A 12,587-nucleotide genomic window follows, 5' to 3' on the forward strand; every position below is an offset into this window, starting at 1 on the left:
CGCGCCGGCCCTCTCCGGCGCCGCCCAGTACCCCAGGACCCTCAGGAACCCCCCTGCCCCGAAAGGCATTCCCATCGTGACCACCGAAGCGTACGTCTACGACGCGATCCGCACCCCGCGCGGCCGCGGCAAGGCCAACGGCTCGCTGCACGGCACCAAGCCGATCGACCTGGTCGTCGGCCTGATCCACGAAATGCGCCGCCGCTTCCCCGAGTTGGACCCGGCCGCGATCGACGACGTCGTGCTCGGCGTGGTCTCGCCGATCGGCGACCAGGGCTCCGACATCGCCCGGATCGCCGCCATCGCGGCCGGTCTGCCCGACACCGTCGCCGGCGTCCAGGAGAACCGCTTCTGCGCCTCCGGCCTGGAAGCCGTCAACCTGGCCGCCGCCAAGGTCCGTTCGGGCTGGGAGGACCTGGTCCTGGCCGGCGGCGTGGAGTCGATGTCCCGGGTCAAGATGGCCTCCGACGGCGGCGCCTGGTTCGCCGACCCGATGACCGCCTACGAGACCGACTTCGTCCCGCAGGGCATCGGCGCCGACCTGATCGCCACCATCGAGGGCCTTTCCCGCACCGACGTGGACGCCTTCGCCGCCGAGTCCCAGGCCCGCGCCGCCAAGGCCCAGGCGGACGGCCTGTTCGACCGCTCGGTGGTCCCGGTGCGCGACCGCAACGGCCTGGTCGTGCTGGAGCGCGACGAGTTCATCCGCCCCGGCACCACCGTCGAGACCCTGGCCGGCCTCAAGCCCTCCTTCACCCAGATCGGCGAGGCCGGCGGCTTCGACGCCGTCGCCCTGCAGAAGTACCACTGGGTGGAGGCCATCGACCACGTCCACCACGCGGGCAACTCCTCCGGCATCGTGGACGGCGCCGCCCTCGTCGCGATCGGCAACCGCGAGGTCGGCGAGCGGTACGGGCTGCGCCCGCGCGCCCGGATCGTCTCCGCCGCCGTCTCCGGCTCCGAGCCGACCATCATGCTCACCGGCCCCGCCCCGGCCACCCGCAAGGCGCTCGCCAAGGCCGGCCTCACCGCCGCCGACATCGACCTGGTCGAGATCAACGAGGCCTTCGCGGCGGTCGCGCTCCGCTTCATCCGCGAACTCGGCTTCCGGCACGACCAGGTGAACGTCAACGGCGGCGCGATCGCCCTCGGCCACCCCCTCGGCGCCACCGGCGCGATGCTGCTCGGCACCGTCGTCGACGAACTGGAGCGGCGCGACCTGCGCTACGGCCTGATCACCCTGTGCGTGGGCGGCGGCATGGGCGTCGCCACCATCGTCGAGCGCGTCTGAGCCCCTTCCGCCCGCCCCGGTACACCTGGAGACCGTGAACTCATGAGCGACACCACCACCATCCGCTGGGAGCAGGACCAGGACGGCGTGGTCACCCTCGTCCTCGACGACCCCACCCAGTCCGTCAACACCATGAACGAGGCCTTCACGGCCGACTTCGAGGCCGTGGTCGAGCGGCTGGCCGGCCTCGCCTCCTCCGACGCGCTGCGCGGGGTGGTGATCACCTCCGGCAAGAAGACCTTCTTCGCCGGGGGAGACCTGCGGATGCTCTCCGCCGCCCGCCCCGAGGACGCCGAGGCCGTCTTCGAGAAGTCGATGCGGATCAAGCGCTCGCTGCGCAAGCTGGAGACCCTCGGCAAGCCGGTCGTCGCCGCCGTCAACGGCAGCGCGCTCGGCGGCGGCCTGGAGATCGCCCTCGCCTGCCACCACCGGATCGCGCTGAACACCCCCGCCAGCCGGATCGGCCTGCCCGAGGTCACCCTCGGTCTGCTGCCGGGCGGCGGCGGTGTGGTCCGTACGGTCCGGCTGTTCGGCATCACCGACGCCCTGCTGAAGTACCTGCTGCAGGGCCGCCAGTACCGCCCCGCGCAGGCGCTGGAGCACGGGCTGGTGCACGAACTGGTCGACACCCCGGAGGAGTTGACCGCCCGGGCGAAGGCCTGGATCGAGGCCAACCCGACTGCCGTCCAGCCCTGGGACGTCAAGGGGTACAAGATCCCCGGCGGCACCCCCGCCACCCCCGCCTTCGCCGCCAACCTGCCCGCCTTCCCGGCCAACCTGCGCAAGCAGCTGAACGGCGCCCCCTACCCGGCGCCGCGCAACGTGCTCGCCGCCGCGGTGGAGAGTGCCCAGGTCGACGTCGACACCGCGATGGTGATCGAGGCCCGCTACTTCACCGAGCTGGCCTGCGGGCAGACCAGCAAGAACATGATCCAGGCGCTGTTCTTCGACATGCAGGCGGTCAACTCCGGTGCCGGGCGCCCCAAGGACGTCGAGAAGCGGCTGGTCCGCAAGGTGGCGGTGCTCGGCGCCGGGATGATGGGCGCCGGCATCGCCTACGCCTGCGCCAAGGCCGGCATCGACGTCGTGCTCAAGGACGTCAGCCTCGAGGCCGCCGAGCGCGGAAAGGCCCACTCCGAGGGGCTGTTGAACAAGGCGATCGCCCGCGGCCGCTCCACCGAGGCCAAGCGCGACGCCCTGCTCGCCCGGATCACTCCCACCTCCGAGGCCGCCGATCTGGCCGGCTGCGACGCGGTGATCGAGGCCGTCTTCGAGAACACCGAGCTCAAGCACAAGGTGTTCCAGGAGGTCGAGGGCGTGGTCGCCCCCGACGCGCTGCTCTGCTCCAACACCTCCACCCTGCCGATCGGAGTGCTCGCCGAAGGCGTCCGGCGCACCGGCGACTTCATCGGCCTGCACTTCTTCTCGCCGGTCGACAAGATGCGCCTGGTCGAGATCATCCGCGGCCCGCAGACCGGCGACGAGGCGCTCGCCCGGGCCTTCGACCTGGTCCGGCAGATCGACAAGACCCCGATCGTGGTCAACGACTCGCGCGGCTTCTTCACCTCGCGGGTGATCGGCCAGTTCCTCAACGAGGGCGTCGCCATGGTCGGCGAGGGCATCCACCCGTCCTCGATCGAGCAGGCCGCCGCCCAGGCCGGCTACCCCGCCAAGGTGCTCTCCCTGATGGACGAGCTCACCCTCACCCTGCCGCGCAAGATCCGCGACGAGTACCGGCTCGCCGTCGAGGCCGCCGGCGGCACCTGGACGCCGCACCCGGCCGACGCGGTGGTGGACCGGATGGTCGACGAGTTCGGCCGCCCCGGACGCAGCGGCGGCGCGGGCTTCTACGAGTACGGCGAGGACGGCAAGCGCGGCCGGCTCTGGCCGGGGCTGCTGGAGCACTTCTCCCGGGACGGTGCCTCCGATGCCGCTGACGTCCCGTTCGAGGACCTCAAGGAGCGGATGCTGTTCAGCGAGGCGCTCGACTCGGTGCGCTGCCTGGAGGAGGGCGTGCTGACCTCGGTCGCCGACGCCAACGTGGGCTCGATCCTGGGCATCGGCTTCCCGGCCTGGACGGGCGGCGTCTTCCAGTACATCAACGGCTACCAGGGCGGCCCGGCCGGCTTCGCGGCGCGCGCCCGCGAACTCGCCGCGGCGTACGGCGAGCGGTTCGCGCCGCCGGCGCTGCTGGAGCGGATCGCGGCGGAGGGGCGGACCTTCACCGACTGACCTTCACCGACTGACCGGAGGGCGCCCGGGCCCGGGTGGATCAGGGTGAGGCCGTGTGCCCCGCACGGCCTCTCCCGGCCTTCTCGCCCGGTTTCCTCAGCCGGTGTTCTCGGCCGGTTTTCTCGCCCGGTTTTCTCGCCAGGTGTTCTCAGCCGGTGTTCTCAGCTGGTTTCCTCGCCCAACTCCTCGCCCAACTCCTCGCGCAAGGACCGCTGGAACGCGGTGACCAGCACCTGCGCGACCATCGGCTGGATGTGGTCGGTGAGCTCCTTCATCCGGGCCAGCTCCGCCGGGTCCGGCTCGCTCTCCCGGTACGGCTTCCACACCGTCTCCCGGAACAGCCGCTGCAACTCCCGGGCCGTCGCCCGGCTGTGCTCCAGCACCACCGCGCGGGCGGCCAGCAGCGTCTCCAACGGGATCGGCACGTCCAGGATCCGTACGCCCAGCGGCAGGAGGCCCGGGTCCGCCCGGAACACCTCCGGGTCGGCCGTCGGTTCCAGGGCGCCCATCGCGATCAGGCGTTCCACCTGCTCCTCCGACAGCCCTCGACCGGCCCGCCGCTCCAACTGTGCCCGGCCCACCTCCTCGGCCGTCTCCGGCGTCCAGGACGCCACCAGCGCCCGGTGGATCGCCAGGCCCAGCGGTGTGCTGTCCTCCGGCAGCCGGGCCAGGTACCGCTCGATCGCGGCCAGCGTCAGCCCCTGCCGCTGCAGCTCCTCGATCAGCCCCAGCCGGTCCAGGTGCGCGGCCCCGTACAGCCCCACCCGCCGCGGCCCCAGCTCCGGCGGCGGCAGCAACCCCTTCGTCCCGTAGAACCGCACCGTCCGCACCGTCACCCCGGCGCGCGCCGCCAACTCGTCCACCGTCAGCCGCACCTCGCCCACCCCGGCGCCGTGCTCCCCCATCTGCTGCCTCCCGCGCTGGCACACTCCTGCTGTGACAGCAGCAGTGTGACAGTGCACTGCGATCAGGTCCATCGGGCGCATCGGGTCCATCGGGTGGACCGGCCGGGGCGGGATGGGACGGGGCGGGATGGGACGGAGTGGGGCGGCCTGAACGAGCGGACCGGCACGCTTCCGGGGTACGGGGGCGTGCCGGTCCGGTGGCCGGATACCGGTGCTCAGCGGGAGGTGGGTCAGGCGAGGGCTGCGTGGTGGCGGCGGGTGACCTCGGGATGGGCTCGGGTGTAGCCCTTCCACTCGTTGAAGCCGAAGTCGGCGAAGAGCGGGTTGGCCGGGTCCTCGGTGGCGCCGGGGGCGTGGTGGGCGAGGGGGAAGTCGAGCGGTTCGATGTGGGCGTCGAGCCGGGGATTGTAGAAGAACGGGACGGAGTAGCGCTCGCGGGCTCCGGGCGGGCTGACCACGCGGTGGCTGGTGGCCTTGAGGTAGCCGTCGGTGGCCACTTCCAGCAACTCGCCGAGGTTGACCACGAAGGCGCCGTCGAGCGGCGGGACGTCCAGGAAGGTGCCGTCCGGGCGCTCGACCTGGAGGCCGCCGACGGAGTCCTGGAGGAGCAGGGTGATGAAGCCGTAGTCCTTGTGGGCGCCGACGCCCTGACCGGCGCCGTCCGGGGCGGTGCCGGGGTAGCGGACCAGCTTGAGGCGCAGGTGGGGGTGGCCGGCGAAGGCGTCGTCGTAGAAGCCGGGGCGGGCGCCGATCGCGGCGAGGAGTTCGTGCAGCAGGCGCCGGGCGACCGTGCCGAGGTGGTCGATCCAGCCGAGCGCGGCGGTGCGCAGCTCGGGGAGTGCGGTCGGCCACTGGTTGGGACCCTCCAGCCACCAGTACGGGGGCTCGCCGGTGCCGGGGGCGTGCGGGGGCAGCTCGGCGCCGATGTCCAGCTGGTCGCGCCAGTCCTGGCTGCCGCCGGTGCGCTCGTCGCCGGTACGGGTGTAGCCGCGGTAGTGCGGGGAGTTGAGGTTGCTCACGGCGAGCCGGTCGGCCTCGGGGAGGGCGAAGAAGGCGCGCATGGCTCCGGTGAGCGCGGCCGTCTCCTCCGGGGTGACGCCGTGACCGACGAGTTGGAAGAAGCCGACGCCGGTGGCCGCGGCGCGGAGCTCGTCGTGCAGTCGGCGGCGTTCCTCCCGGGTGCCGTCGGCGAGCGAGAGGTCGATCACCGGGAGGGCCTCGGGGTGCGCCTCCGCGGTGGAGCCGGTTCCGGATATGGGCGTGTGCTGCTGCGTCATGTGTGACATCCGCTGGTCTCGTCCCGGCTGGTCCCGGTGGTCGACCAGGGAAGGCCGGAGCCTCGCCTGGTGCGGCGGGTGCTCCGGAAGCCGGGAGGTGGTGGGCGGCCGCTCGGGGCCGCCATGAGGGTGGGTGGCGCGAGGTTCAGCCGGAGCGTCGACAGGACATGCTCGTCACGCGGAGCAGGTCCACGTGGCGGCGGCGAACAAGGATGAGCACCTCACCAGCGTAGATGACCCGCTCGGTGGTGGGCGAGCCCCCTACCGCGGAGGGCCGCCACTCACTTGTCGGTGGTCTATCAAGAAGCTTCGGATTGCGGTGATCGGCGGCTCCCTTCCGGAGCTGTCGAGGCTGTCAGGCGTTGCTGAGGACATCAGGCCTTGCTGACGCTTCAAGCGTTGCTGGGGCCGTCAGGCGTTGTTGAGGTACGCCAGGACGGCCAGGACGCGGCGGTTGTCGTCATCGGAGGGCTGGAGGTCGAGCCGGACGAAGATCGACGCGGTGTGCTTGGCTACCGCCCGCTCGGTGATCACCAGTTGCTGGGCGATCGCCGCGTTCGACCGGCCCTCGGCCATCAACCCCAGCACCTGCCGCTCGCGCGGGGAGAGGGTGGAGACCGGGCCGGCCGAGGAGTTGTGGGTGAGCAGCCGGGTGATCACCTCCGGATCCATGGCCGTACCGCCCTGGGCGACCCGCCGGACGGCGTCGAGGAACTGTGCGCCGTCCAGCACGCGGTCCTTGAGGAGGTAGCCGATTCCGCCGGAGCTGCCGGCCAGCAACTCGCGGGCGTACAGCTGCTCCACGAACTGCGACAGCACCAGCACTGGCAGGCCCGGGTGGGCCTGCCGGGCGGCCAGCGCCGCGCGCAGCCCCTCGTCCGTGAAGCTCGGCGGCAGCCGCACGTCGACCACGGCGATGTCGGGCCGGTCGGCGGCCACCGCGGCGAGTAGCTGCTCGCCGTTCTCGACCGCCGCGGTGACCTTCATGCCGTTGGCCTCCAGCAGCCGGGTCAGCCCGTCCCGGAGGAGGAAGAGGTCTTCGGCGATGACAACGCGCACGGGATCTCCAGGTTCACGATGGTCGGACCACCGGACGGGCTGCTGATCGCGAGCACCCCGTCGAAGGCGGCCAGTCGGCGTTCGGTTCCGCTGAGGCCGGTTCCCCGGGACGGTTCGGCGCCTCCGCGCCCGTCGTCGGTGACCGATATCCGCAGCAGCCCGTCACTGTGCCCTATCTCGATCCACACGTGCGAGGCTTCGGCGTGTTTCACCACGTTGGCCAGCAGTTCGCTCACCGCGAAGTAGGCGGCCGACTCCACCGGAGCCGGGGCCCGGCCGGGCAGGCCGCCGGTGAAGGTGACCGGCAGCGGCAGGTCCAGCGCGGTCGCCTCGACCGCGTCGGCCAGGCCGCGGTCGGCCAGCACCGGGGGGTGGATGCCCCGGACCAGGTCCCGCAGCTCGCCCAGCGCCTTCACCGAGGACGTCCGGGCCTCGGCCAGCAGCGGCCCGAGGGCGTCCGGGTCGTGCTTCACCTGCTCGGCGACGGTCAGCAGCATGCCGAGCGCCACCAGCCGGGCCTGCGCCCCGTCGTGGAGGTCCCGTTCGATCCGGCGCAGCTCGGCCGCCCCGGCATCGATGGTGTCCGCCCTGGTGCGCGCCAGGTGGCTGATCTGGCGGGCGAGTTCGACCCGCCGGGAGGGGCCGAGCAGGGACCGGGCGGCCTTCTCGTGCATCCGCAGGACGGGCGGGGCGGCCCACAGGATCGCGAACGGGGCCACCCAGACGCCCATGCCGTAGACGATCACCAGCGGGAAGAGCAGTCCGTTCCGGCCGAAGATCTCCATGGCGATCGGGGTCAGTACCACGACTGCGGCCGTGAACAGTACGGCGAGGCCGGTCAGGAGCGCCCAGGCGAGGTCCCGCCAGGTCGCCGGGTCGGTCAGCCAGCCGCCGGCGCGCAGCCGCTGCCAGGAGCCGGCCGTGCCGTCCGGGTGGCGGTACGGCACCGGGATCGGCTGCCCGCTCCACCGGTGGACCACCCGTCGGCTCTCGGTGGCGATCCAGCGGGCGCCGAACAGCCCGAGCACCAGCAGCGAGGGGGCCAGCCAGAGCGAGACGGACCGGTCGCCAGGCGCGGCGCCGCCGTACAGGTGGGTCGCCGTCACCGCGATCGCGCCCGGGGCGAACAGCACGGCCCCGACCGCCCGGCCGCCGCCGCCGGTGGCCCAGCACAGTGCCCAGAGGGCGACCGGACCCAACGGCACGAGCAGGATCAGCGGCCCGCCGAGCCCGAACGGCCGGGACTCGTCGGGCCCGAACAGCACGGCGCCCAGCAGGACCGGCCCGGCCAGCAGCGAGATCAGCCCCGTCACGGCCAAGGTCACCAGGTACCAGGCGCGTACGCCGTCCACACAGGCCCGGCCCACCCGCCGGGCCGCCCTGTCGATCGCTCCCGCCCTCATGTCGCGCCCCCTCTGTCCTGAGCCCCCACCGGGGCGCTCGAAGCCTGACGTCCGGAGCCCCGCAGGCTCCGGTTCCGATCTTTCGCTGGTCAGTCTGCCCCGCGCGAAAGCCCGATGCTCTAGGCCTGAACACCCAGTTCGGGGTGTATCTGGATACACCCTCAGGACGCCGCTTAGACGGCTGTCTGCACCCGGTCGCGGATTCGTAGCGTGATGTTCCGTCAGCCGGTCCGGGCTTCCCGGTGCCGGCCCCCGAACCGTGGAGGGCCCCGTGAACGCGCCGATCATCAGGATCCGCGGCGTCAGCAAGACGTACGACCGATCCGACACCGCCCGTCCTGCCCTGGCCGGGCTCGACCTGGAGGTGCGGGCCGGCGAGGCGCTGGCCGTGCTCGGCCGCTCGGGCAGCGGCAAGTCCACGCTGCTGAACCTGATCGCCGGCCTCGACCGCCCGAGCGAGGGCGGCGTCGAGGTGGACGGCGTGGCCGTCCACGAGCTCGGCGAGGCCGCGCTGGCCGAGTACCGGCGGACCCGGATCGGCATGGTGTTCCAGTTCTTCAACCTGCTGGACGACCTGAACGTGGCGGACAACGTGCTGCTCCCGGCCCAACTGGCCGGGATGCGGCGGGAGCAGGCCCAGGCCCGGGCCGCGGAGCTGCTGGAGCGGCTCGGGGTGGCCCGGCACGCCAAGGCCTTCCCCGGCCGGCTCTCCGGCGGCGAGCGCCAGCGCGTCGCAGTGGCCAGGGCGCTGATGAACCGTCCGCCGCTGCTGCTGGCCGACGAGCCGACCGGAGCACTGGACACGGCCTCCGCGGCCGACGTCCGCGACCTGCTCCGCCAGCTCAACGAGGAGGGCCAGACGATCCTGCTGGTCACCCATGACACCGCGCTCGCCGAGGCCTGCGCCGACCGGACGATCGAGCTGCTCGACGGCCGGCTGGTGCGGGACACGGCGGCGGTGCCGGTGACCGGTGGCCGGAGAGGGGTGGGCGCATGACCGCGATGGGCAAGGTGGTCCGGGCCGGGGTCGGCCGCAAGCGGGTACAGACCCTGGTCATGGTGCTCACCACGATGATGTCGGTGACGGCGTGCATCCTCGCCCTCGGGCTGGTGGTCGCCGCCCAGGCCCCGTACGAACGCTCGTTCAGCGACCAGCACGGCGCGCACCTCAACGTGCTGTACGACCAGACCAGGGCCAGCCCCGCCCAGCTCGCCGCGGCCGCGCACGCGCCCGGGGTGACGGCCTCGGCCGGCCCCTACCCGGCGCTCACCCTCCAGCCGCGTTCCGGCCCGGACACCGAGATCCCGCCGGCCGGCAGCCTGCTGCCGCCGATGACACTGGTCGGCCGCGCCCAGAACGGCCCGATGGACGACCTGCGGATCACCAGGGGCCGCTGGATCTCCGGCCCCGGCGAGGTGGTGTTCCTGGACGGGCACTCCCCGCTGGCCGTCGGCGACAGCGTGCAGTTCCCGGACCTGCCCGGCCATCCGACGCTCAAGGTCGTCGGCCTGGCCGCCTCGGTCTCCTGGAGCGCGGACGGCTGGGTCGCCCCCGAGCAGGTGGCCGGCCTGACCGCACCGGGTACGACGCCCGCCGCCCAGTACCTCTACCGCTTCGCCCGCGCCGGCAGCGACGCCGAGGTGGCGGCCGACCACGCGGCGATCGCCGCCGCGGTGCCGAGCGGTGCGATCACCGAGGCGACCACCAACCGACCGGCCCGGGAGGAGGCCAACCGGACGGCCTCGACCTTCGTCCCGTTCGTCACGGCCTTCGGGGTGCTCGGTCTGGCCATGTCGGTGCTGATCATCGGAGTCGTGGTCAGCGGCGCGGTGAGCGCCGCCACCCGGCGGATCGGCATCCTCAAGTCCCTGGGCTTCACCCCGGCCCAGGTGGCACGCGCCTACGTCGGCCAGGCACTGATCCCCGCCGGGGTCGGCACCGTACTCGGCGTGTTCGGGGGCAACCTGCTGTCCGTCCCCGTGCTCGGCATGGCCCACAAGGCACTGCGCGGAGGGCTGCTCGGCATCCCGCCGTGGGTGGACGCGGTGGTCGCGGTGGCGGCCCTGGGCGCGGTGGCCGGCACCGCGCTGGTGCCCGCGCTGCGGGCGGGACGGCTGCGTACGGTGGAGGCGCTCGCGGTCGGCCGGACGGCGCCGGGGGCCAAGCGGGCGGCCGCCGGGGGAGCGGCGGGCCGGGCCGGAGCGATGGGCCTGCCGGCCCGGGTGCAGAACCTGATCAGCCGGTTGCCGGTGCCGCGCGCCCTCAGCCTCGGGCTGGCGTCCCCACTGAACCGACCGGGCCGCTCGGCGACCACCGCCGCCGCGGTGGTGCTCGGCACGGTCGGGGTCACCCTGTGCGTCGGTCTGACGCTCTCACTGGGTTCCCTCCAGGACGGGCTGACGGCCGACCGCGCGGGCAAGGTCCTGGTCCAGGCCCCGATGGACGGCTCCAAGCCCGTCGATCACGTGGACGAGGCGGCCGTGGTGAAGGCGATCGAGTCCCGGCCCGGCACCCGGGCCTGGTACAGCAGCGTGCCGGTCCGGGCCACCGTCGCGGGGAACACCGGGCGCTCCCAGCTGGTCGCCTTCACCGGCGACCCCACTTGGAGCGGTTTCCAACTGGTCGAGGGCCGCTGGTTCCACGGCCCCGGCGAGGTGGCGGTCAGCGCGGCCTTCCTACGGGCCAACCAGGCGAAGGTGGGTGACACCGTCACCCTCACCGACCACGGGCGCAGCACCCCGGCGAAGATCAGCGGTGAGGTCCTGACCACCGAGGACGTGGTGTTCCTGGACCGGTCCTCGCTGGAGCCGCTCGGCGGCGCGATCCACGCCGAGGCGATCTCCTTCCACATCGACCTCACCCCGGGAACCGACGCGAAGACCTACGCCGACGGGCTGGACTCCGCCGTCTCGCCGATGGGGCTGAGCGCCGACCCCGGCCAGGATCACATCAACATCGTGGTGCTGGCGATGAACACCCTGGCGGGCACGCTCACCCTGCTGCTCTCCGTGGTGGCCGGACTCGGGGTGCTCAACACGGTGCTGCTGGACACCCGGGAACGGGTGCACGACCTCGGGGTGCTCAAGGCGCTCGGGATGTCGCCCCGGCAGACCGTGGGCATGGTGCTCACCTCGGTTTGCGGCAGCGGACTGGTGGCCGGGCTGATCGGGGTGCCGATCGGGATCGCGGTGCACCACCTGGTCATGCCCGCGATGGCCCACGCCGCCGGGATCGGGGTGCCGGACGTGGACCTCACGGTGTTCACCCCGTCGGTGGTGGGGCCGCTGATACTCGGCGGCCTGGTGCTGGCCCTGCTCGGGGCCCTGCTGCCCGCCACCTGGGCCGCCCGCACCCGGACGGTCACGGCGCTACGGACGGAGTGACGGCGGCCAGCGGTCGGCGGCGGAGGCCGCGGGCGGCAGGGGAGGAGGAGCAGCGGTGCGGGGCCCGGCCACCCGGTCGGAGGACCACCGGGAGCACGGGCCCCGCCCGGCTCAGGAGAGCCGTGCCTCCGCGTACGCCTCCATGGCGGCGCGCTGGTAGGCGGCCAGCCCCGGGGCGATGGCCTCGTACGCGGCGCTCCACTGCTCGTTCTCCGTGCACGAGCGCGCGATGGCGAGGTAGTCCTCCACCGGGACCGTCCGGAGCCCGCTGAGCAGCTGGTACTCCTCGTCGATCAGGTGTTGCGCGGGCTCGGAGCCGGCCGGGTGGCCAGCCACCATCAGCTCCGCCAGGCGGACCATCCGCGCGGTCCGCTCGCGCTGGCCGGCCTCCATCTCGGCCGGGGTCATCGCGGCGGTCGCGCGTCGGGCGGCCTCGGCGTGCTCGGGGAAGTCGCGCAGGCTGGCGTCGACGTCGGCGGGCTGGATCCCCTCGAACAGGTTCTCGGGCCGGTTGATGCTGGTCATGGGTGTGCCGTCCTTCCGGGAGCGTTCCAGATCGGCGATCGTGCGCGAGACGGTGGTGGCCAGGGCATCGAGCCGGTCGCGCTCGGCGACCAGCCGACGGTGGTGGCCCCGCAGGGACTCCAGTTCGTCCACCTGGTCGCCGATGATCCGGGCGATCTCGGCCAGCCCCACGCCCAGCGCCCGCAGGACGAGGATCTGCTGCAGCTGCAGCAACTGCCCTTCCTCGTAGTAGCGGTGGCCGTTGGAGCCGATCCAGGCCGGGGACAGCAGCCCGATCTCGTCGTAGTGCCGCAGGGTCCGGGCGGTCACGCCCGACATCCGGGCGACCTCCGCGATCGGCCAGGCCATCTGCCGTCTCCTCTCCCAGGTTCTGCGCTTCCAAGTGCTGGGTTCCGCGCCAGCGCGCACGTTCGCTCGACCAGGGCCGGTTCCTCCGGCCCTGGTCACGACGGTAGAAGCTGCCGCTGCGGCAGCTTCAAGCCCACCGCACCACCGCACTCACCGCGCCACC

9 protein-coding genes are annotated in these 12,587 nt (G+C 73.0%); 4 read left to right on the plus strand and 5 right to left on the minus strand.

What is annotated here, in order from left to right; genetic code table 11:
• The first annotated feature begins 76 nt into the window (after window positions 1–76).
• On the plus strand, window positions 77–1,291 hold the full coding sequence (locus ACWCYO_RS08145) for an acetyl-CoA C-acetyltransferase (protein WP_449783760.1): 1,215 nt from the start codon (window positions 77–79) through the stop codon (window positions 1,289–1,291).
• A gap of 42 nt (window positions 1,292–1,333) precedes the next feature.
• Window positions 1,334–3,523, plus strand: a complete 2,190-nt coding sequence (locus ACWCYO_RS08150) for a 3-hydroxyacyl-CoA dehydrogenase NAD-binding domain-containing protein (protein ID WP_449783761.1) — start codon at window positions 1,334–1,336, stop codon at window positions 3,521–3,523.
• A 161-nt stretch (window positions 3,524–3,684) separates the two neighbouring features.
• Here ACWCYO_RS08150 and ACWCYO_RS08155 read toward each other — a convergent pair whose 3' ends face one another.
• From ACWCYO_RS08155 to ACWCYO_RS08170, 4 genes are all read right to left on the minus strand, one after another.
• Window positions 3,685–4,428 (minus strand): MerR family transcriptional regulator, encoded by a 744-nt coding sequence (locus ACWCYO_RS08155; RefSeq protein WP_449783762.1) that lies wholly within the window; start codon window positions 4,426–4,428, stop codon window positions 3,685–3,687.
• A gap of 230 nt (window positions 4,429–4,658) precedes the next feature.
• The gene (locus ACWCYO_RS08160; protein WP_449783763.1) at window positions 4,659–5,705 is read right to left on the minus strand and encodes an isopenicillin N synthase family dioxygenase; all 1,047 of its coding nucleotides are present in this window, start codon (window positions 5,703–5,705) and stop codon (window positions 4,659–4,661) included.
• Window positions 5,706–6,116: 411 nt separating this feature from the next.
• On the minus strand, window positions 6,117–6,764 hold the full coding sequence (locus ACWCYO_RS08165; protein WP_270148094.1) for a response regulator: 648 nt from the start codon (window positions 6,762–6,764) through the stop codon (window positions 6,117–6,119).
• Window positions 6,716–8,167, minus strand: coding sequence for a sensor histidine kinase (locus ACWCYO_RS08170; RefSeq protein ID WP_270148095.1), 1,452 nt, complete (start codon window positions 8,165–8,167; stop codon window positions 6,716–6,718). Before ACWCYO_RS08170 ends, ACWCYO_RS08165 begins: the two co-directional genes overlap by 49 nt.
• 271 nt (window positions 8,168–8,438) lie before the next feature.
• Between ACWCYO_RS08170 and ACWCYO_RS08175 the strand changes: the two genes are divergently transcribed.
• Window positions 8,439–9,164 (plus strand): ABC transporter ATP-binding protein, encoded by a 726-nt coding sequence (locus ACWCYO_RS08175; protein WP_449783764.1) that lies wholly within the window; start codon window positions 8,439–8,441, stop codon window positions 9,162–9,164.
• Window positions 9,161–11,551, plus strand: coding sequence for an FtsX-like permease family protein (locus ACWCYO_RS08180; protein WP_449783765.1), 2,391 nt, complete (start codon window positions 9,161–9,163; stop codon window positions 11,549–11,551). The genes ACWCYO_RS08175 and ACWCYO_RS08180 overlap by 4 nt, the downstream gene beginning before the upstream one ends.
• A gap of 111 nt (window positions 11,552–11,662) precedes the next feature.
• Here ACWCYO_RS08180 and ACWCYO_RS08185 read toward each other — a convergent pair whose 3' ends face one another.
• Window positions 11,663–12,424 carry a MerR family transcriptional regulator gene (locus ACWCYO_RS08185; protein ID WP_449783766.1) on the minus strand — a complete coding sequence of 254 codons (762 nt, stop codon included), beginning with the start codon at window positions 12,422–12,424 and terminating at the stop codon, window positions 11,663–11,665.
• Window positions 12,425–12,587 lie beyond the last annotated feature (163 nt).

It is taken from the genome of Kitasatospora sp. NPDC001683 (genome assembly GCF_053596495.1).